Origin of the sequence: Nesterenkonia aethiopica, assembly GCF_039534665.1 — a bacterium.
In the GTDB taxonomy this organism is placed as follows: domain Bacteria; phylum Actinomycetota; class Actinomycetes; order Actinomycetales; family Micrococcaceae; genus Nesterenkonia; species Nesterenkonia aethiopica.
On record NZ_BAAAVT010000006.1, the window covers coordinates 143,335 to 163,350 of the forward strand.

The 20,016-nt window shown below is 70.6% G+C and carries 20 protein-coding genes; 10 read left to right on the forward strand and 10 right to left on the reverse strand.

Going from position 1 to position 20,016, the window contains the following annotated elements:
• Nucleotides 1–86: 86 nt before the first annotated feature.
• From ABD658_RS05970 to ABD658_RS05980, 3 genes are all read right to left on the reverse strand, one after another.
• Nucleotides 87–1,250, reverse strand: coding sequence for an RsbRD N-terminal domain-containing protein (locus tag ABD658_RS05970; RefSeq protein WP_344682014.1), 1,164 nt, complete (start codon nucleotides 1,248–1,250; stop codon nucleotides 87–89).
• A 44-nt stretch (nucleotides 1,251–1,294) separates the two neighbouring features.
• Nucleotides 1,295–1,828 (reverse strand): GNAT family N-acetyltransferase, encoded by a 534-nt coding sequence (locus tag ABD658_RS05975; protein ID WP_344682012.1) that lies wholly within the window; start codon nucleotides 1,826–1,828, stop codon nucleotides 1,295–1,297.
• 132 nt (nucleotides 1,829–1,960) lie between these two features.
• Nucleotides 1,961–2,686: a glycoside hydrolase family 11 protein gene (locus ABD658_RS05980; RefSeq protein WP_070158853.1), complete on the reverse strand. Its 726-nt coding sequence runs from the start codon at nucleotides 2,684–2,686 to the stop codon at nucleotides 1,961–1,963.
• 257 nt (nucleotides 2,687–2,943) lie between these two features.
• Here ABD658_RS05980 and ABD658_RS05985 point away from each other — a divergent pair, with 257 nt between their 5' ends.
• On the forward strand, nucleotides 2,944–3,750 hold the full coding sequence (locus tag ABD658_RS05985) for a YwaF family protein (protein ID WP_344682011.1): 807 nt from the start codon (nucleotides 2,944–2,946) through the stop codon (nucleotides 3,748–3,750).
• Here the strand turns inward: ABD658_RS05985 and ABD658_RS05990 are convergent.
• Nucleotides 3,657–4,424 carry a hypothetical protein gene (locus ABD658_RS05990; protein WP_344682010.1) on the reverse strand — a complete coding sequence of 256 codons (768 nt, stop codon included), beginning with the start codon at nucleotides 4,422–4,424 and terminating at the stop codon, nucleotides 3,657–3,659. The genes ABD658_RS05985 and ABD658_RS05990 overlap by 94 nt on opposite strands.
• 58 nt (nucleotides 4,425–4,482) lie before the next feature.
• Between ABD658_RS05990 and ABD658_RS05995 the strand changes: the two genes are divergently transcribed.
• Both ABD658_RS05995 and ABD658_RS06000 read left to right on the forward strand, forming a co-directional pair.
• The gene (locus ABD658_RS05995; RefSeq protein WP_344682009.1) at nucleotides 4,483–5,475 is read left to right on the forward strand and encodes a DUF2332 domain-containing protein; all 993 of its coding nucleotides are present in this window, start codon (nucleotides 4,483–4,485) and stop codon (nucleotides 5,473–5,475) included.
• Nucleotides 5,472–5,660, forward strand: coding sequence for a hypothetical protein (locus ABD658_RS06000; protein ID WP_344682008.1), 189 nt, complete (start codon nucleotides 5,472–5,474; stop codon nucleotides 5,658–5,660). Before ABD658_RS05995 ends, ABD658_RS06000 begins: the two co-directional genes overlap by 4 nt.
• Here the strand turns inward: ABD658_RS06000 and ABD658_RS06005 are convergent.
• Nucleotides 5,641–6,027 (reverse strand): hypothetical protein, encoded by a 387-nt coding sequence (locus ABD658_RS06005; RefSeq protein WP_311024592.1) that lies wholly within the window; start codon nucleotides 6,025–6,027, stop codon nucleotides 5,641–5,643. The genes ABD658_RS06000 and ABD658_RS06005 overlap by 20 nt on opposite strands.
• 135 nt (nucleotides 6,028–6,162) lie before the next feature.
• On the opposite strand from ABD658_RS06005, the gene ABD658_RS06010 reads away from it, so the two are divergent.
• Genes ABD658_RS06010 through ABD658_RS06025 form a run of 4 tightly spaced genes read left to right on the forward strand, consistent with a single transcriptional unit; the run spans nucleotide 6,163 to nucleotide 9,927 of the window.
• A complete protein-coding gene (locus ABD658_RS06010; RefSeq protein ID WP_344682007.1) occupies nucleotides 6,163–6,837 on the forward strand; it encodes a DUF4956 domain-containing protein in 675 nt (224 codons plus the stop codon).
• Nucleotides 6,834–7,709 (forward strand): polyphosphate polymerase domain-containing protein, encoded by an 876-nt coding sequence (locus ABD658_RS06015; protein ID WP_344682006.1) that lies wholly within the window; start codon nucleotides 6,834–6,836, stop codon nucleotides 7,707–7,709. The genes ABD658_RS06010 and ABD658_RS06015 overlap by 4 nt, the downstream gene beginning before the upstream one ends.
• A gap of 9 nt (nucleotides 7,710–7,718) precedes the next feature.
• A complete protein-coding gene (locus ABD658_RS06020; protein WP_344682005.1) occupies nucleotides 7,719–8,447 on the forward strand; it encodes a response regulator transcription factor in 729 nt (242 codons plus the stop codon).
• A complete protein-coding gene (locus ABD658_RS06025; RefSeq protein WP_344682004.1) occupies nucleotides 8,440–9,927 on the forward strand; it encodes a sensor histidine kinase in 1,488 nt (495 codons plus the stop codon). The genes ABD658_RS06020 and ABD658_RS06025 overlap by 8 nt, the downstream gene beginning before the upstream one ends.
• Here the strand turns inward: ABD658_RS06025 and ABD658_RS06030 are convergent.
• From ABD658_RS06030 to ABD658_RS06045, 4 genes are read right to left on the reverse strand one after another with little or no spacing between them, the layout of a single operon-like run.
• Complete coding sequence (locus ABD658_RS06030) at nucleotides 9,869–10,687, reverse strand: class I SAM-dependent methyltransferase (RefSeq protein WP_344682003.1); 819 nt, start codon at nucleotides 10,685–10,687, stop codon at nucleotides 9,869–9,871. The two genes, ABD658_RS06025 and ABD658_RS06030, sit on opposite strands and share 59 nt — an antisense overlap.
• The gene (locus tag ABD658_RS06035) at nucleotides 10,687–12,945 is read right to left on the reverse strand and encodes a S9 family peptidase (protein ID WP_344682002.1); all 2,259 of its coding nucleotides are present in this window, start codon (nucleotides 12,943–12,945) and stop codon (nucleotides 10,687–10,689) included. Before ABD658_RS06035 ends, ABD658_RS06030 begins: the two co-directional genes overlap by 1 nt.
• Before the next feature lie 40 nt (nucleotides 12,946–12,985).
• Nucleotides 12,986–13,654 (reverse strand): response regulator transcription factor, encoded by a 669-nt coding sequence (locus ABD658_RS06040; protein ID WP_344682184.1) that lies wholly within the window; start codon nucleotides 13,652–13,654, stop codon nucleotides 12,986–12,988.
• Between the two features lie 50 nt (nucleotides 13,655–13,704).
• Nucleotides 13,705–14,961: a sensor histidine kinase gene (locus ABD658_RS06045; protein ID WP_344682001.1), complete on the reverse strand. Its 1,257-nt coding sequence runs from the start codon at nucleotides 14,959–14,961 to the stop codon at nucleotides 13,705–13,707.
• A 177-nt stretch (nucleotides 14,962–15,138) separates the two neighbouring features.
• Between ABD658_RS06045 and ABD658_RS06050 the strand changes: the two genes are divergently transcribed.
• Nucleotides 15,139–16,062 (forward strand): hypothetical protein, encoded by a 924-nt coding sequence (locus ABD658_RS06050; RefSeq protein ID WP_344682000.1) that lies wholly within the window; start codon nucleotides 15,139–15,141, stop codon nucleotides 16,060–16,062.
• A 102-nt stretch (nucleotides 16,063–16,164) separates the two neighbouring features.
• Here the strand turns inward: ABD658_RS06050 and ABD658_RS06055 are convergent, their stop codons facing one another.
• Complete coding sequence (locus ABD658_RS06055; RefSeq protein WP_344681999.1) at nucleotides 16,165–16,842, reverse strand: response regulator; 678 nt, start codon at nucleotides 16,840–16,842, stop codon at nucleotides 16,165–16,167.
• Between the two features lie 86 nt (nucleotides 16,843–16,928).
• On the opposite strand from ABD658_RS06055, the gene ABD658_RS06060 reads away from it, so the two are divergent.
• Both ABD658_RS06060 and ABD658_RS06065 read left to right on the forward strand, forming a co-directional pair.
• Nucleotides 16,929–18,773 (forward strand): sensor histidine kinase, encoded by a 1,845-nt coding sequence (locus ABD658_RS06060; RefSeq protein ID WP_344681997.1) that lies wholly within the window; start codon nucleotides 16,929–16,931, stop codon nucleotides 18,771–18,773.
• Nucleotides 18,774–18,983: 210 nt separating this feature from the next.
• Nucleotides 18,984–19,937 carry a hypothetical protein gene (locus ABD658_RS06065; protein WP_344681995.1) on the forward strand — a complete coding sequence of 318 codons (954 nt, stop codon included), beginning with the start codon at nucleotides 18,984–18,986 and terminating at the stop codon, nucleotides 19,935–19,937.
• Nucleotides 19,938–20,016 lie beyond the last annotated feature (79 nt).

Below are 20,016 nucleotides of genomic sequence, written 5' to 3' on the forward strand. Positions count from 1 at the left end.
TCGTCGCCGTGGACCAGCATGCTCCGCGGACTGTGATCTGGGCTACATCGACATGTTCAACGCTGGGGCGCGGATCTTGTGTCCAGCTACGAAGCACCGCCACGGGGTGGGCCGGACCGCCGGGACGCCAGCGCCCATGAGATCTCGATCAGGGTGTCCAGGTCGCCCAGATCTGCCCCGGCGATCTCGCCGAAGCGCTGGAGCCGGTAGCGCAGCGTGTTGACGTGCACGGGGATGCTGCGGGCCGCCAGGGGGATGCTCAGCCGGTGGGTCAGGTACGCCTCCAGGGCCTCGAGCACATGCTCGCCGAAGCTGCCGGTGTCCTCCAGCGGCGCCAGGTAGCGCTCCCTCAGCAGAGCGGTGACCTCCGGGGAGGCGTGCACCCCGGCCCGCCAGGACAGGCTCTCCAGATCCACCAGCCCGGTGCGGCCCACCGCCTCGGCGGCGCGCAGGGCCGCAGAGGCAGATTCGAAGGAGCGTGGCAGCTCGTCCAGCGCGACGGCGGGGCCCAGCGCCGCGGTGGGCCGGGCCGGGTGGACTCCGGGAGTGGGGTCTCCGATGACGATCCCCACCAGCGAGGAGGCGCGGACTGCGGTCAGGATCCTCACTCCGGCCCGCTCTGCCCAGTCGTCGAGGGCGCGCTGGCGGTCGACGTCGGCCTCCGGGTGGGAGTCGGCGGCCAGGGCGCGCAGCGGCGCGGAGGTGGGGACGTCGTAGAGGGCTGCGCCCCGGGCCAGCTCCGCGGGCTCCATCCACGTGGCGACGGCGTCGCCGATCCATGCCGCCCGGCGTGTGGAGTCGGCCAGAGCTCGGGCGAGGTCCTTGTCCTGGTAGACGAGCACCGCCCGGGAGGAGAAGGCGTCTCCCAATGCCCAGAGGATGGTGGAGGAGGCCAGCACCTGGTCGGCGGGGATGCGGTGGGCCGGGGCGTGCTCCAGCAGCCGGTGCAGGATCACGGACATGCACACTCGGAAGCCCGCCAGCACGCTGCCCACGGGCACGCCTTGGGCATAGCGCTCCGAGGCCAGCGCGTCGGCCTCGCTGACGTCCTGCGGGGAGGGCTCGAACCCGGCACGCACTGTCCGGATGCTCAGGGCGATGTTGCGCCGCACGGAGGACTCCAGGGCGGAGTCGGGGACGTCGTCGTAGCCCGGTACGGTGGCGCGGATGTCACGGATCGTCTGCTCCAGGATCGTGTCGTCCTGCTCCAGGGCGGTGAGGAGCCGCTCCCAGTGCTCATCCGCTGTCATGGGTGTCACGATACCGCCGCCGTCGCGGGGGCAGAGGACCAGTCTCAGACGCCGAACGGTGCGGGGTACCGGATCGTCCCCGTCGGCAGTGGGCAACCGGTGAGGCTGAGTGCCATCAGAGCCTCGTCAGGGACGTCGAAGCCGACCCTGATCCCGTGGGAGGAGGCTCGTTCGAAGCCGAACCGGGGGTAGTACTCAGGGTGGCCCAGCACGACGACGGCGTCCTCGCCCAAGTCCCGGGCGGCGCCGAGGCCGGCGCGGGTGGCGGCCGATCCCGCTCCGGTGCGTTGGTGAACCGGGGCGACCGAGCAGGGAGCCAGGGCCAGGGCCGGCATCTCACCGATGTGGCAGCGGGTCAGCAAGGCGTGGCCCACCGGCTCACCCTCCGGTGTCAGCGCCAGCATGGAGAGCCCGGGGATCCAGGCAGGGTCCTGCCGGAGAGCGTCCACCAGATCTGCCTCGGCGCTGGTCTCGAAGGCGGCGCGCGTGATGCGGCGCACGGCGGCCGCATCGGCGGGATCCGTCGGCGATTCGGGGCGTGTGCGCCACCCGGACGCTCGGGCCGCGTGACTGGTCATGCGGCTCACGATACCGCCGCCGTCGCGGGTCCGGCCGTTCTGCACCCCGGAATCACGTCTGCCTCACCAGATATGGCGGTGCGATCGTGATTCCGGGGTGCAGAGTCTCGGCCTGGGGTCAGGGCCTGCGCATCACGGGGCGGTGTGGACCGTCACGGACGAGCTGCCGGAGGACTGGTAGCCCTCGGTGGCCATGACCTGGTAGTCGTGGCTGCCCAGCGGCATGCCGGCCTGCTCCCACGCGTGGAAGTGGTTCGCTGTGGTGATCGACCCGCTGGTGCGCGTGTCATGCCGGACGCTCCAGTACTGCTGGAACGTCTGGGTGCCGTCGATCGACGGCTCCTCGACCCGAGTTGTCTCGTAGATGTCGTAGTAGCTGCCGTCCGACCAGAAGGTGCCCTTGTAGTCACCGGTGGGACGGTAGGTGCCGTAGTCCTCGATGATGTAGTACTCCACGAGCGGGCCACGGGTCCACCCGTAGAGGGCCAGGTAGCCGTTGCCCGACGGGTTGAACGTCGCGGAGTAGTCCACGGTCCGGGACGTACCGGTGGACCAGCCCTTGCCGACGACGAAGTTCCCGGTGTCGCCCCACTGCGTGGAGTAGCTGCCGCCCGGCTCCAGGTTCATGGTGATGGTCCCGGGGGCGTCGGTCCAGAACGTGTAGAAGTAGCCGTCGTGGTATCCCTGGGTGTCCTCGTAGACGGGCTGGGCCGAGGCTGGGGTGGCCAGAACGGCCCCGCACAGCATGGCCAGCGCAGCAGCGACGGCGACGGCGCGGCGGTGCAGAAGTCGGCGGATGCGGCCGGTGGACGGGGGTCGTGTCGCCGTCCGGGCGGGCGGCGTCTGAGCGGTGGTCATGGGAATGTCATCACCTTTCGTGGGAATGTTCATGTTCCGGCGAGGAAGGTGATCAGGCTTCCGTGGCCGGTTCGGAGCTGTGTACCGGGTTGCGGCACCGAGGGTGCGGCGGGAGATCGGCGGGTGAGCGCATTTTGTTCTCCCGATGAACGGAAATGTAGTGCACGTCACATCTCCTGGCAAGTGTTCATCTGTCTCGGAGTGAGTCCTCGTGACGGACTGTGGGGCCGAGACCGCTTCACACGTACAGTGGAGATGTGAGCCCTGTGATCGCTGCCGCCGCACCTGAGGTCTTCGGCGGGCGCCATCTGGCTCTGCTGGGACTGGCGGCCGTGCTGGGCGTGGTGGTCGTCTGGGGCGCCCGACGGCTGCGAGGCCATCCGGCAGAGCGCCGCGTGACCTGCCTGGCGGGCTGGCTGCTGCTGGCGGCGTCGTTGGCCTGGATGGGGTGGTGGATGCTCCCGGAGAACTGGGACATCGGGCGCTCATTGCCGCTGCATTACTCGGACGTGCTGCGCATCATCGCGGCCGTCGCGCTGATCCGGCGCTCCCGCTGGGCGGTGGCCATCACCTGGTACTGGGGCCTGACGCTCAACACCCAGGCGCTGCTGACTCCGCACCCCAGTCAGCTGCGGTTCTCACCGGTGGAGTTCCCCTTCTACTGGGGGCTGCACATCGCGGTGCTGCTGGTGGCGCTGCTGGTCGTCTGGGGACTGGGCCACCGGCCGGGATGGCGACACTTCCGCATCGCCTACGTGGCCGTGCTGGGGTGGGCGGCGATCGTCATGGTCCTCAACTCCTGGCTGGGCACCAACTACGGCTTCCTCAACGAGCTTCCCCCAGGCGACTCGATCCTGGATCTGCTGGGCCCGTGGCCGATCTACATCCTCTGGGAGATCGTGCTCGTCGCTGCGGTGTGGGGCCTGATGACCTGGCCCTGGGCCAGACGGCGAGCCCGGACGCCAGCCCGTCAGCGCAGCGTGGGCGGCAGCGGACGGGGCCGGTACCGCGCCACGAAGAAGCCGCGCCAGGGCCGGGGCACCGAGCCCGGAGCCCCGGACTGATACGGCGACGACGGCGCGTCCCCCTCGCGCCGCCGGAGCACCACCGCGCTGCGAGCCGGGGCGCACGGATCGTAGGGGTGGTTGGGGTCGTAGAGCAGCAGTTCCAGCTCGCCCGCCGGGGAGCGCCGGTACCCGTGGCAGACCGCCTGGTGATTGCGGCCCAGCGCCGAGGGGCGCAACGAGTGGACGCTCACCAGCCCGAGGACCACGGGGACGCCGTCGTCCAGCGAGGCCAGGGCGCGCCGAACCTCCCGCCGGGTGAGTCGGATCAGCCACCCGGTGGGCATCGCGCTCCACGTCAGATACCGGATCCCGTTGAGGGCCCCGCACCAACCGGTGACCATGCTGCGGCGTTGACGGGCGCGGATGTGATCGGCCAGCGGATGCCCGTCCGGCGGGACGCCCGGAGACGTCCCGTCTGCGGTGCGGAAGTCCTCAGACGTCGACGGCGGCACCTCCGCCTCGGCGTGGAGGTGGTCGAGCGCCGAGAACGCCATCCCGCCGCATCGCCCGCGTCCGGTCCAGGTGACCTTCCGCCCCACCACCGGGGGCAGTCGGCCGGAGAAGAGCACGTCCACGAAGCGGTTCGGGAACCGGAAGGCATGGCGCCGGGGATCGAAACCCGTGAGGCGGCCGAGGTCCGCCGAGGCGGGGGACTCCGGGATGCGCTCCATGGGTTCACCGTACCGGAGGGTCCTTCCGCGGATGCTGAGCTGGCCGTAGGGTGTGGGTATGCGGGAGATCACACACGACGGCGACCTGGACCACCTGCGCGAGTTCTACCGGCATTTCGGGCACGTCGAGGCGGCCCCGGTGTCGGTGCTCTACGAGGACTGGGCCCTGGGGGTCGCTGAGGACACCGAGGTGCTCGACCGCCTGCTGGCCCTGCCTCCGGAGAAGCGCCAGCCGAACCTGCTCTTCGCCGCCGCGCGGCTGCACGGCACTCCGCTCAAGGCCTGGGCGGACGCCCGCCCGCAGATCCTCGCCCACTGGGAGGACATCACCACCACGATGCGGGAACGGCGCACCCAGACCAATGAGCCCGGGCGCAGCGCGGTGCTGAACCTCGCCCTGTCCCGGATCGAGGGCCCGGTCGCCCTCATCGAAGTGGGAGCCTCCGCCGGCCTGCTGCTCTACCCCGACTGCTGGGAGATCCGCTACGGCACGGCTGCGGGACCCGTCGCCCTGGAACCGACAGGCCCGGTGCGCGCCGAGGTGGAGCTGGACTGCGGGCTGGAAGGCATCGAGCCGCCGTCGTCGCTGCCGGAGATCGCCTGGCGCGCCGGCGTGGACCTGAACCCGTTGGACCTCCGCCGGGAGGAGGACCGGGAGTGGCTGGAGCATCTGGTGTGGCCGGGCATGGAGTATCGGCTGGACCGCATCCACGCCGGCGCCCAGCTGGTCGCCGCCCAGCCGCCGTCGATCGTGCGCGGGGACCTGAACGGGATGCTGCCCCAGCTGCTGGACCAGGTGCCGTACGGGGTCACCCCGGTGGTGTTCCACTCAGCGGTGCTCGCCTACCTGCCGTTGGAGGACCGGGAGTCCTTCGCCCGTCAGGTGCGGGCCTCCCACGCCCGGTGGATCTCCAACGAGGGCTCCCGGGTGCTGCCGGAGATCACCGAGAAGCTGCCCCAGGGCGGCGACACCCCGGACTTCGTGCTGGCCCTCGACGGCGAACCGATCGCCCGCACCGGTCCCCACGGGCAGTACGCCCAGGCGCTGTGACGCAGGGGAGCCGCAGGCGGCTGGCGGAGGCGCAGCGGCTGCTGGACGGGCTCGGACTTGACGACATCTCCGGCGTCGAGGGCTGGGCGCTGGCCGGGACGCTGCCCATCGGCGTCGACATCGAGGACTCCGATCTGGATGTGGCCCTTCTGGACGACGACGTCGTCAGCGCGTGGTGCCGCTGAAGCCGTCCGGGTGGCCAGAGTCGCCGTCATCCGGTTCGTCGCTGTCCGGCTCGCCGCTGTTCCGCTCGTCGGCGTCGGCCGCCGTCCGTCCTGTGCTTCCCTCGAGGCTCTCGAGCCGGGCCTCCAGCATGTCCAGGCGCCACCGGTCCTCGGCGGTGAGGTTCTCCTCCGCACGGGTCGGGATGTGCGGCTCCTCCAGCTCCGGAGCGGCAGGACGCCTCTCCAGCTCGGAGAGGCGCCTCTTGAGCTGCTCGAGCTCCTCACGGTCGCCCGGTGCCCCGATCCCGCGCTCTGTCCGCGCCGTGACCACGGCGACGATCCCGCCGACGATGATGGCGGTGAGGACGATCCAGGCGAACCACGGCATGGCCTCACGGTAGCAGGGGGTCAGTCGAGCGCCCTACGAATTCTTGACCGAGACATCGCCGATTCATAGGGCGTTCATAAGATCGTGCCCTTCCATGGGGACTCGACACGTCATCGAGAACCCCAGGAGAACCCCATGGAACACCTCTGGATGGTCATGGTCGACGCCGCAGCGATTCTGCTGCTGACCTTCGGCCTGTACTTCCGCCGTCACCACCGCCGGGACCTGGTCACCGCGTTCGTGGTGGTCAACATCGGCGTCTTCGCCGTCGCCGCGGTGCTGTCCTCCCTGGAGATCGGCATCGGGGTGGGCCTCGGCCTCTTCGGCGTGCTGTCCATCATCCGGCTGCGCTCCTCCGAGATCTCCCAGCATGAGGTGGCCTACTACTTCGCCTCGCTGGCTATCGGCCTGATCGCCGGCTTCGACGGGATCGACCCCGTCCTGGGCGTCGCCCTGATCGCCCTGATCCTGCTGGCCGTGGCCCTGGTGGACTCCCGGAAGGTGCTGGTCCGGTCCCGTCAGCAGACCCTGCGCCTCGACGGCGCGGACCTCGACCTGGACACTGTGCGCGCCCGGCTCGAGCCCATCATCGGCGCGCCGGTGCGCTCCGTGAGCATCACCCGAGTGGACCTCGTGGACGACACCATGACCGTCAACGTCCGCTGGGCCGACCCACGCCCGCGCGACCTCCGGACAACCCAGGCCGGGGCATCGCAGACCGTGCCTGCGCAGACCGTGCCTGCGCAGACCGTGCCTGAGCAGACCGTGCCTGAGCGGTCCGTGGCCGCGCAGATGGAGCGCCGGGCATGAGCCTCGCCCGCGGCGCCGACCCCGGACGGCTCATCGACGCCCTCGCGGCCGGATTCGCCCCCATCACGCTGGACCAGCTGAACGCGCAGGCTGCGCTGCAGACCCGCGTGGACCGCAAATACGTGGTCCATGGTCCCCAGGTGGAGGCGCTGCTGCGTCACCTCCAGGAGGACCCAGCCCGGGTCCTGGAGATCTCCGGGGCACGGGCCATGCGGTACCGGTCCCTGTACTTCGACACCCCGGACCGGGTCTCCTACCTGCAGTCCACGCTGCGCAGGCGGCGTCGCTTCAAGCTGCGCACCCGCCAGTATGTGGACACCGGCCAGGCCTACTTGGAGATCAAACGCTCAGGGTCCCGCGGGGAGACGGTCAAGGAACGCACCAGCCACCCCTATGTCCAGCTGGACCGCTTCCGCGGGACCGCCGACGACGACGTCGCCGCCGCCCTGTCCTCCACCGGAGTGGACCCGGCGCGGATCGAGGAGCTGGTGCCGTCGCTGGGCACCGCCTACCGGCGCACCACGGTGCTGCTTCCTCCCGCGGAGCCGGGGGAGCCGCCGTCGCGGATGACGATCGACACCGACCTCCAGTGGACCCGGCATGTCAGCACCGCCGAGGCCGGCTCCACACCCGCACGCAGCGAGTCCCTGACCACCCCGGGCCTCGCCGTCGTCGAGACGAAGTCGGCCTCGGGCGCGGGCCAGGCGGACCGGATCCTGTGGCAGCTGGGCGTGCGGCCGACCCGGCTGTCCAAGTACTGCACCGGCCTGGCGGCGCTGTGCCCGGAGCTTCCGGCGACCCCCTGGAAGCGCACGCTGCGCCGGCACTTCGCCTCGGGGATCCACCATGGTGAGAGCCTGCCCAGCCGGTAGGGTGCTCCCATGGGGAGTCAGGAGCATACGTTGACCCGCCTGGACGGCAGTCCGATCCGGGCGCTGGTGGTGGACGACGACCCGATGCTCAGCGAAGTCCTGGCCATGGCGCTCAGTGCCGAGGGCTGGGAGCCTCACCGGGTGGGCGACGGCCAGGCCGCACTGGCCGCGGTGCGGGATCTCCGCCCCGACGTCGTCGTGCTGGACGTGATGATGCCCGGCATCGACGGCTTCGAGGTGGTCCGCCGGCTGCGGGCCTCCGGAGAGGATGTGCCGGTGCTGTTCCTCACCGCCAAGGACGACGTCGCCGATCGGATCGCCGGACTGACCTCCGGCGGGGACGACTACGTGACCAAGCCCTTCTCCGTGGAGGAAGTGGTGGTGCGGCTGCGCGGCATGGTGCGCCGGCATGTGCGGCATGTGGCGGAGGAGTCCTCGGTGCTGGTGGTCGGAGACCTCGTCCTGGACGAGGACACCTATGAGGTCACCCGGGCCGGGGCGCCGGTGGAGCTCACCGCCACCGAGTTCTCCCTGCTGCGGTACCTGATGGAGAACCAGCGCAAGGTGCTGTCCAAGGCTCAGATCCTGGACGCGGTGTGGCAGTACGACGTCGGCGGCCGCTCCTCGGTGGTGGAGCTCTACATATCCTACCTGCGGCGCAAGATCGACGCGCTCGGCCCGCCGATGATCCACACGCTGCGCGGGGTCGGCTATTCGATCAGGGCCGCCGATGAGTGAGCGGACCCTGGCCCGGCTGAGCCGCTGGCCGCTGCGGCGCCAGCTGGTGGCCGGGATCGTGATGCTGCTGGTGGTGGCCACCGCCGTGATCGGGGTGGTGACGGTGGCGGTGCAGCGGCACACCGTGCTGGACCGAGTGGACGACCAGCTCGAGACCGTGCTGGAGGCGCAGCGCTCCGCTGTGGAGGACGAGGCCCAGGAGATCCCCCGGATGCGGGCCCGCTCCGTGGTGGTCATCGAGGCCGACGGCGTCGAAGAGGTCGCCGAACTCACCGATGAGTCCGGGGTGGTGTCGCCGCTCTCGGACGCGGAACGGCATCAGCTGCTCGACGGTGCGGGCCGGGAGCCCTACGCCGAGACGGTCCAGCTGAGCGATCACGGCTCCTACCGGGTCACCTCGGCCGCCCTCGGCGGCGGCGGACAGGTGGTGGTGGGGCAGTCCCTGTCCGAGGTGGACCAGACCATCCGGGACATGACCCTGTCCTTCACCGTGGTGGGGCTGCTGGGGGTCACCCTGGCGGCCCTGGGCGGGCGCTGGATCATCCGGCTGGGGCTGCGCCCGCTGGAACGGCTGGCCCGCACGGCCTCCCAGGTGTCGCAGACCCCGCTGGCCGAGGGCACCGTCTCCATGCCCAGCCGGGTGCAGGACCAGGACACCTCACCGGGCACCGAGGTGGGGCAGGTGGGTGCGGCGCTGAATCGCATGCTGGACCATGTGGAAGATGCCATCGGCCGGCGGCAGAGCAGCGAGGACCAGCTGCGCCGGTTCATCGCCGACGCCGGCCACGAGCTGCGCACCCCGCTGGCGGCGATCAGCGCCCACGCCCAGCTGATGGAGCGCCGCCGGACGGAGATGCCGGAGGAGCTGGGGCATTCCTCCCAGCGGATCCGCTCCGAATCGCAGCGGATGGGGCTGCTGGTGGAGGACCTGCTGCTGCTGGCCCGCCTGGACTCCGGGGTGCCGCTGGCCGAGGAACCCGTGGAACTGGCCCGCATCCTGGTGGACGTCTCCGCGGACGCCCAGCTGACCGCTCCGGGGCATCAGTGGCACATCGACCTGCCCGAGGGCGCTGCGGATCTGACGGTCCGCGGGGACGCCGCCCGGCTGCACCAGGTGGTGTCCAACCTGGTCAACAATGCGAAGGACCACACCCCGGAGGGCACCTCGGTGATCCTGCGCCTGCGTGCGGACCGTGCAGATGCCGTGGAGGTGACCGTCGAGGACGACGGCCCCGGCATCCCGGAGGAGCTGCAGCCCCGCATCTTCGACCGGTTCGTGCGCGGCGACGGCGCTCGCAGCCGCGGCGATGCCGAGGCCGGTCAGGGCAACACCGGCCTGGGGATGGCGATCTGCGCGGCGATCGTCCACGCCCACCGGGGGACTATCCGCTGTGAGTCCCGGCCGGGCCGCACCCGGTTCGTCATTCGGCTGCCTGCGGCTCCTCACTCGGCGGGTCCGGCAGCTTCTGCGCGAGGATGATGATCTCGGGGGAGTCCTCGGCGAGTTCCTCCCGGTCCCAGTCTCCCCAGACCTCGGCGACCACGAAACCGGCCTGCCCCAGGGACTCCACCAGCGTGGCCAGGCTCCGGTAGCGCAGGGTCTCGTGGACCACCAGGTGTCGTCCGTCGGGCAGCACCGTGTGGCCGCGGTGGGTGATCAGCGGGCCGTCGTCGGCGGCGTCAGCCGAGGTCGCATCCACCCCGGCGAGCTCCACCCAGGAGGTGAACTCGCCGCCGTCGGGATGCGGCTGGGTCTCCCGGGTGTGCTCGGCGTCCCAGGCGTCCAGCTCCAGGGCCTCCGGGTTCCGGGACTCGAAGGCCAGCCAGCCACCGTCGGCCAGGTTCCGGTGGGCGTGGGCCAGCACCTCGTCCCAGGCCGCGCGGGGCAGGAAGTACTGGGCTACGTGGCCCTCCATGACGGCGACGTCGGCCGCCGCCGTCGGCAGCTGCTCCGCGGTGCCATGGATCCAGGTGACGGCATCGCCGCCCGGACGGGTGCGGGCGACCTCGATCATCGCCTCCGAGGGGTCCACTCCGGTGACCTGCAACCCTCGACGAGCCAGCTCCACTCCGAGCACCCCGGTGCCGCAGCCGATGTCGGTGACCCGCCGAGCGTCCTTCTGCTCGATCAGCGCGGTGTAGAACTCGTGGTCCCAGCCGCCGGAGTTCTCGACGTCGTAGACGCGTACCATCTCCGGGTGTTCCGTCCACGGGCCCTCGACGGTGACGGTCTCGCCCATCAGAACCGCCGCTCGGCCGCGCCCAGGTGGTGCGCCAGGAAGGCGTAGTCCCAGGCGCGCTCCTTCCAGGACTCGTAGCGGCCGGAGGCGCCGCCGTGGCCGCCGTCCATCTCGATCTTCAGCACCACCGGCGCCTCGCCCTGCTGATGCTCGCGCAGCCGCTGCACCCATTTGGCGGGCTCCACGTACAGCACCCGGGTGTCATGCAGACTGGTGACGGCGGCGATGGCCGGGTAGCGGGTGTCCCGGACGTTCTCATAGGGGGAGTAGGACTTCATGTAGGCGTAGACCTCGGCGTCCTGGATCGGGTTGCCCCATTCCTCCCACTCCAGGGCGGACAGCGGCAGGTCCGGGTCCAGGATGGAGGTCAGGTTGTCCACGAACGGCACCTGCGCGACGATCGCGGTGTACTTCTCCGGGGCCATGTTCGCGATCGCGCCCATCAGCAGTCCGCCGGCGGATCCGCCGAGGGCCGCGATGCGCGCCGGGTCCGCCCAGCCGGCCTCCACCAGCTGGTCGGTGGCGGAGAGGAAGTCGGTGAACGTGTGGGTCTTGGTCAGCTTCTTGCCGTCCTCGTACCACCAGCGTCCCAGCTCCCCGCCGCCGCGCACATGGGCGATGGCGAACACGATCCCACGGTCCAGCAGGGACAGGCGGGGGATCCCGAAGGACGGGTCCATGCTCATCTCATAGGAGCCGTAGCCGTAGACCAGAGTCGGGTTGGTGCCGTCCGGGGCGACGTCGCGGTGGTGCATCACGGTGACCGGGACCTGCACCGGGGAGCCGTCCGGCGCGGTGCCGTCCCCGGGTGCCCAGATCCGGGTGGCGCGGTAGGCAGAGAGGTCGACGTCGTGGACCGGGGTCTCGCGGCGCAGGATCGGGGTGGGCGCAGCGGCGTCCCCGCCGTCGTCGGAGGGGGCGGCATGAGGGATGTCATAGATGCGCGGCGGCGTGAACCAGGAGGTGTACAGCACCCGGAACACGGGGGCCTCATGCTCGGCGGAGGTCACCGCGCAGGTGAACAGCTCCTCCTCGAACCCCGGCCCGGGAAGCGACGACGTCGGCACCGCCGCGCCGCCGTCGCGGACGTTGCGCAGTGCGTCCAGGGAGAGCAGCTGCACGGACTCCACGGTGTCGCGCCGGGCGCTGACCAGCACCTGGGCGGCCGTGACGGTGACGCCTTCGAGTTTGACGGTGTCCTCGTGCGGGAGCACGGTGGTGCCCAGGTCCAGGGGGTCTTCGGACCGCTGGGCGGCCAGCGCCTCTGCGGTGGTCAGGCTCAGCGCATTGTTCGGGCCCCCGGCATTGTGGGTGACCAGCAGCTTCCGCTCGCCGTCGAGCTCGATCGGGTCCACACTGTGCAACAGCCGGCGGTCCGCGGAGATCAGCAGCACCGGCTCGGCGTCGGGGTCGGTGAGGTCCAGCAGGCGGGACTCGTCATACTCGGAATTGCCGGAGAGGATGATCAGCTCGCGCTTGTCCGAGGAGACCCCGAAGCCGCTCCAGAGCTGCTCGTCGGTGATCTCCAGCAGCAGCCGATCCTCGGAGGCGTCGGTGCCCAGAGTATGGACGTAGAGACGCCAGGGCCTCCAGGACTCGTCGGCCACCATGTAGTAGGCGCGCGACCCGGTGGGGTCCAGGACGGCGGCGCCGTGGACGTCCTCGACGGTCTCTGGCAGGTTCTCCCCGGTGGTGAGGTCCCGGAAGCGCAGGGTGTGCCGTTCGTCCCCGGTGGTGTCCTCGCAGTAGGCGAGCAGCCGGCCGGACTCGTCGATGCTCATCCCGCCGAGCTGATAGAAGGCGTGGGGCTTCGCCTCGGCGTTGGTGTCGAAATAGGTGACCTCACCGTCGAGCGGCTCCCCGGGCTGCACCTCGGGTGGGGTCCAGGCGTCCAGGGATCGGGACTCGGGAGCTTCTGACTCCGGGGCGCTCACCGGCACACGGCAGTAGATCGGGTGCTGCTCGCCCTCGATGGTGCGGGTGAAGTACCAGAACCCGCCGCGCCGGGAGGGTACCGTGAGGTCGGTCTCCACGGTGCGGTGCTTGATCTCGGAGAAGATCGCCTCTCGCAGCGGCTCCTGGTCCGCGGTGACGGCGTCGGTGTAGCGGTTCTCTGCGTGCAGGTGCTCCAGGACCTCCTGGGACTCCTTGTCCCGCAGCCACTCATAGGGGTCGGCCACGGTGTCTCCGTGGTGGACTCGGCTGGTGGGAACCTTCTTCGCCTGCGGGGGAGCGGGAATCCTGGTGGTCTCTGACATGGGCACCATTCAACCAGAGGGCGGTGTCACGGCTGTCTCGTCATGCCTGTCCGTTCAGATCCAGCCGGGCCTGGGCGACGATGACGGCCAGCTGGGCGCTGGTGTCCGCCCCGATCTTGGCCCGCGCGCTCGCCAGAGTGCTCTTGACGGTGCTCGGCGAGATGAACAGCTCGCCTGCAATGTCTTCATAGGTGTTGCCGTCACCGATCAGCCGGGCCACGGCGATCTCCCGCTCAGCGAGTCGGCTCACGCGTCGACGGGCCGACTCGCAGACCGGCTCCGTCCGCTGGCCGACGTAGCTGGCGATCAGCCGGGAGGTCATCGCCGGGGAGATCATCGGGTCGCCGTCGTGGGCCATGCGCAGGGCGGTGGCGAGGAACTCGGTGGCGTCCTCTTTCAGCAGGAAGCCGGTGGCCCCGGCGTCGAGGGCGCCGTGCAGGTGGGTGTCCGTATCGAAGGCGGTCACCGCCAGGACGGCGGGAGGGGCCAGCTGTTCGCGGATCCGGCGGATGGCCTCGACGCCGTCCATGCCTGCGCCCAGGTGCAGGTCCATCACCACGACGTCGGGACGGTGGGTGCGGACGGCGTCGATCGCCTCGGCACCCGACGGGGCGGTGGCGACGACGGCGATGTCCTCTTCGCCGCTCAGGATGTTCTGCAACGAGCCCAGGACCAGGGCGTCGTCGTCGACCATCACCACAGAGAGCATCACGCGGGAAGTCTACCAACTGGGGGTTGACGCGACGGGGGAGCCCCAGGTCAGCGGGCAGGCGTCGTCGAGACTCCGCCGGGCGGCTCGGAGGCATCGGGCGCAGGCCACGGCAGCCTCACGGTGAGGGTGAACCGGTCCCCGTCCTGGCGGGGCTCGGCGGAGCCGCCCAACGCGCGGGCCCGTTCCTCGACGCCGACCAGACCCGTGCCGGACCCGCCGGTGAACCCCGAGCCTTGGGCCACCCGGTTCGTGACTCGCAGCTCGATCCCCTGGCCCTCCGCGCCGGTGAGGCTCACCTCGGCGGTCCGGTCGCTGCTGTGGCGCAGCACGTTGGTCAGCGCCTCGCCGGTGATGCGCCGGACCGCGTGCTGCAGGGCATCCGGTGCGGTGGAGAAGCCGTCCACCAGCACGAAGGGGCGCACATCGACGCCGGTGGCGGCGGCCTCGGCGAACAGGGTCTGCAGGTCGGCCACGCCCCGTGGGGAGGGGGCCGGGGCGGCGTCGCTGGCGTCGCCTTCACGCAGGGAGGTCAGCAGGGTGCGCAGATTGGTCAGTGCCCGGTCCGCATAGTGGCGGGTGGTGCGCAGCTCGTGGCCGAGACGAGGGTCCCCGGTGCTCTGGGCGGCCTTCTCCAGCCCGCCCACGTGCAGGGAGAGTCCGGAGAGGTCGGAGGCCAACGTGTCGTGGACCTCCCGGGCCAGGATCTGCCGTTCCTGCTGACGGGTGAGCTGCTCGGTGAGCGCCTCGTTGCTGTGTTCGGCGGCCCGGGCGTGGGCCTCGGCGGTGCGGGCGGACCGGCGCTGCCGCACGCCCAGGGAGATCCCCAGCACCAGCCCCAGGCACAGGACCGTGACGACCGCGACCAGGATCTGCCCGGTGCGCTGGTAGTCCGGATCCGGCCAGCCGGTGAGGGCGTACAGATGCAGGCCCGCGCAGATCAGGATGACGGCGAATCCGGCGGCGGCGACCGCCCAGTGCCAGCGACGCTTGGCCCGGACCACCCACACGGCCAGCCCCACGGCCAGGACGAAGGGGTCCAGGCGCAGCAGCAGTGCGACTACGGTGCCGGCGATCATCGGCACCAGCGGAGCGCGCCGGTAGAAGGGCAGTGTGAGCAGGGCCAGCATCGCCACCCCGATCATGATGGCGCCGAGAGTGGTCGGTTCGTCCGTCGCCGAGTCGATGTACTCCGGGTTCGTCATCGCCGTCGACACCGTCACCAAGAGCCCGGTGCTCATCATCACCAGCACGACGATGCCGGAGAGGATGACGCGCACGGCCCGGGGCCACGATCGGGGGAACATGCCGTCAGTGTACTGAGGTGCTCTGACATGCGGACACGGCGGATCGGGCGGCTCAGTATGCCCGATCAGGCATCCTTGTCTGCCCGATCAGCGGTGCCGGTGATGCGCGCAGTCCGAGAAGCTCGAATCAGCACAGAGTGCATCACCCGCAGACCGATGAAGAAAGCAGGTTGAACCATGTCGACCACCTATCCGGATCCCGCCGCCGTCGAGGCCGGGCCGAGCCGGAACATCCTTGGGATCATCGCGCTGATCACGGCGATCCTCGGGGCGATCTTCGCCTGTGTGCCGGGCGCCCTGATCCTGGGCTGGGTGCTGCTGCCCATCGCGTTCGTCCTGGCCCTGGTGTCCCTGTTCCTGAAGGGGAAGAAGCGCGGTGCCGGGATCGCCGGGCTGATCGTCTCCGTGGTGGGCACTGTCGTCGGGATCATCGTGTTCTTCGCCGTGGTGGCCGACGCCTTCGATGAGGCCTTCAGCGACGAGACCACCGTCTCCACCGCCGCGGAGGAGGGCGACGACGCGGAGTCCGGTGACGCCGAAGCGGGCGGCTCTGAGGTCGGCGGCTCTGACGACGCGGCCGCCGCTGCCGAGGAAGAGGCCGACCAGGAGGAGGCCGACGCCGCGGCGACCTCGGAGGATGAGGACGACGAGGCCTCCGCCGATGACGCCGAGCCGGGCACCCGCGCGAACCCGTATCCGCTGGGTTCGGAGATCTCCACCTCCGACTGGGCGGTGACCGTCAACGGGGTGGACCTGGACGCCACCGACGCCGTGCTGGCGGAGAACCCGTACAACGAGGACCCGGAGGAGGGGCACACCTACATCCTGGTGGACTTCAGCGTCCAGTACACCGGTGACGACCCCGAGGGCGACACCCCGTGGGTCAGCGTCGACTACGTATCCGCCGAGGGCAACACGTTCCGCTCCTCCGACAGGGTCACCGTGACACCGGACAGCTTCGACTCCATGAGCACCCTGTACGAAGTTGCGACCACCACCGGCAACGTCGCGATCCACGTGCCGGCCGACGACGTGGCCGACGGAGTGCTGAAGGTGTCGCCGGGGATGTTCGCCGACGACGTCTTCGTCGCCGTGGACTGAGCGTTCCGGAGGGCACGCACGACGACGGCGGGCAGGTGACCGAGAGAGGTCACCTGCCCGCCGTCGTCCCGCTGGGGCTCTTGGGGCACTGACCCGCGCCTCTCATCCTCCCGCCCGCACCAATCCGGATTCATAGGCCGTGACCACGATCTGCGCCCGGTCGCGCAGACCCAGCTTGGTCAGGATCCGCGAGACATGGGTCTTCACGGTCTGTTCGGCGAGATGCAGCACAGCGGCGATCTCCGCGTTCGCCAGGCCTCGGGCCACCTGCGTCATCACCTCCCGCTCCCGGTCGGTGAGCTCAGCCAGCAGGTGGGTCCGGGGCCGCGACGTGGGCCGGGAGGCGTAGTCCGCGATCAGGGTCCGGGTGACCTTGGGGGAGAGCAGCGCCTCGCCTTCGGCCACCACACGGACCGCGTGCACCAGCTCCTCCGGGGTCGCGTCCTTGAGCAGGAACCCGCTGGCCCCTGCGCGCAGCGCGTCGAAGACGTACTCATCGGCGTCGAAGGTGGTCAGCATCAGGATCCGTGGTGGGGAGCTCTGCATCTGAGCGATCTGCTTCGTGGCCTCCAGTCCGTTGACGACAGGCATGCGGATGTCCATCAGCACCACGTCCGGCCGGGTGCGGCGCACGACGTCGACGATCCCCTCCCCATCCTCCGCGGTCCCGACGACGGCCAGGTCCTCCTGGGCGTCGAGCAGCGCGGCGAAGCCGGCGCGGATCATCGACTGGTCGTCCACGATCAGCACGCGCACCACGTCGGAGGAGATCTCAGGCATGGCCCCACGGTACCCCTCCGGTATGCCCCACACATCGCTCTGTGGTGTGATGTGACCATCACAGCTCCTCGTCAAGGATCGATGTCATGATCCGCCGCCTGCTGCGCGACTGCGCCTACGTGTTGCCCGGACTGCCCATCGCCGTCTTCGGGTTCAGCCTGCTGATCACGCTGACCGCCGCCTCCATCGTCACCGCCCCGCTGTGGATCGGAGCGCTGCTGCTGCCGGCCACCCTGATCGTCGCCTCCGGCTTCGCGGAGCTCTCCCGTCGGCGGCTGCGCCTGTGGGGAGCGGTCCCGGAGCCTGTGGTGTACAGACGGCGGGGCTCCGGGGTCGCCGGTGTGATGCGTCTGCTGGGCGACCCGCGCCGCTGGCTGGACCTCATCTTCGAGGCCATCATCGCTCTGCCGGTCCGACTGGTCACCTTCGTGATCGCGGTGCTGTGGATCGTCCTGGGGCCGGCCGCCATCACCTACTTCTTCTGGTCCCGGTTCATTCCGGGGGAGCGCGGCCTGATCCAGCTGCTGGACCTGATCGCCCCCGCCTTGGTGCCTGGAACCGACGCCGGCCGGTACCTGCTGGACTCGGCCGTGTTCTTCACCGTGGGCGTCATCGTGCTGGTCACCCTGCCGGCCGTGATGCACGGACTCGCCTGGCTGGACGCGCTGCTGGCCACCAGCCTTCTGGGCTCCGGCGGTCGGGGCAGGCTTCCCGACGGCGGCCGTGTCGCCACCGACGATGCCCCGGAGCCTGCCGCCGTGGCGCACAGCGGGGCGTCCTTCAGCGCCCAGGCGTGGTCCTGGATGGGTGCGGTGTTCGCCGCGGTGGTGCTGCTGGCCGTGGGCTGGCCGGTGACCGCCGCGGTCTATCAGGTCCATGTGGTGATCGCGATGATTCTGACGGCGACGCACAGCGGTGCCCTGGTGCTCACGCTGCGGCATTCCTGGTCAGGCATCGGTGTCTCCGTCGTGGCTTCGGCGGCCATGATGGGGGCCACCGCCGAGTCTGAGGTGAACGTCTGGCCTTGGCCGGTGACTGCAATGCTCGCCCAGTGCGGGGTGCTGCTGGTCGCAGCACTGCGGCAGCGGTGGTACGTGGCGGCCAGCGGCTGGGCGGCCAGCGCGTTGCTGACCGGTGCCGCCGTCGTCGTCGCAGCCCCGGAGGTGCCGGGTGGGGTGCTGTCCACGGCGATCGTCTTCGCCTCGGTCAGTGCGGGAGTGGTGCTGCTCGGAGCACTGACCCGTCAGTGGATCCTCAACGCCGGGCGCCTGCAGGCCTCCGAACAGGCCAGCGCCCAGCAGACCCGGCGCCGCCGGGAGCTGGAGGAGCGCAACAGGATCGCCCGGGAGCTGCATGACGTGGTGGCGCACAGTATGTCGGTGATCAGCGTGCAGTCCGCCACGGCGGCGTATCGCGTCCCTGGCATCGGGGCGGAGGCGCAGCGCGAGTTCGAGGAGATCGCGCGTTCCTCCCGACAGGCGCTGGGGGAGATGCGGATGCTGCTGGGCATTCTGCGGGGCGAGGACGACGTCCCCACCGCGCCGACCCCCGGGCTGGGGGACGTCGAGCAGCTGGTGGAGGACACCCGCGTATCGGGAGTGACGATCCGCATCGACGGTTTCGCCGAGCTGCCGGCCGTTCCCTCCGCCGCTGGGCTGGCCGCCTACCGGCTGGTGCAGGAGGCGCTGAGCAACGCCCTGCGCCATGCACCCGGCTCGGCTGTGGAAGTCACCGCCTCCGTCCAGGGGCGGGAGCTGGTCCTGGCGGTGACCAACACGGCCCCGCCGGAGAGCGACGCCGTGCCCGCGCCGGGCGCTGGCCTGGGGCTGGAAGGCATCGAGGAACGGGTGAGCGCGGTCGGCGGCGTCGTGGACTCGGGTCCGACCCCGGAGGGCGGTTTCCGGGTGGAGGCGCGGCTGCCGCTGGGGTGAGGGTGCGGTGGATTCCCCTCCCTGCCGTCGAGGAGTCATTTCTCCATGCATCTCACCTTGCTGACGCGCGTCACCAGCAGGGAGATGTGCGCACAAGTGACTCCGAGACGCGGAGGGGACGTGCAGAGCGGGCCCCGACCGCGTCGCCGTTCTCCACAGCCCTGTGGAGAACGGCGACGCGCAGCCCGGAGATCCGCTGGGATGGAGTCCATGAATCCGTTCCACCGCGGCGCCGACGACGGGCGACGCCGCCCTCCGCCCTCGGTGCCGGCGGGCCCCGCGCGTCGCCGAGACCTGTCCGACCTCCCCGCGGCCGATCTGGAGCGCGCCCTTCGGCACGGGACCCTCGCACGTCTGGGGCACGGGATCTACGACGCCGGCGGGCATCAGCTTTCGCCGATGCTCGCCACGCTGCAGGTGCTCACCGCCGACGCCGACGTCGTTGCCACCCATGACACCGCCGCCGCCCTCCTGGGTCTGTGGGGTGCGGAGCTGCGCGAGCCGTTCCATCTGACCGTGCCTCGCGGCAGGACGCGCATCCGCCGACACGACGTCGTCGGGCACCGTGCCGACGTCCCGCCGGACCAGATCACACGGATCGCCGGCGTCCGGGCCAGCACGGTTGCGCGCACCTGGGCGGAGATGTTCGCCGGAGCGTCGCTGGAGGAGGCGCTGATCGCGGCGGACATCGTCCTGCGCGCCCCGCGGGTGGAGTTCGAGGGGCCCGGTGAGGCCGCTGCGACGCGGCAGGATCTCCACGCCGCCGTCGAATCTCTCGGCCGACGGGCAGGAGTGAGGGTGCTGCGTCAGGCGGCCGAGCTGGCCCGGGAGCAGGTGGACTCGCCGCAGGAGACGCGGCTGCGGCTCGCGCTGCACCGCGCGGGCCTTCCCGAGCCGGAGGTCAACGGGTGGGTGCTCGACGACGTCGGGCGCCCGGCGTTCCAGCCGGACCTGATGTTCCGTGAGTGGAGGGTCGCCGTGCAGTACGAGGGGCCGCATCACTCCCACCCCCAGCAGGTGGAGCGCGACGTCGGCCGCGCGGAGCTCGCCGCTGCGTTGGGGTGGATCGAGGTGCGCAACACCCGCCGGCTCCAGGTCAGAGCATGGGCTCCCGCCGTGGACAAGGTGACAGCCGCGCTGTTCGACCGCGGGTGGAGGCCGTGAGAGCTCGTCGAGGAGTCACTCTTCCCTGCATCTGCACCCGCTGACGCGCGTCAGACTGGAGGAGATGCACGGAGAAATG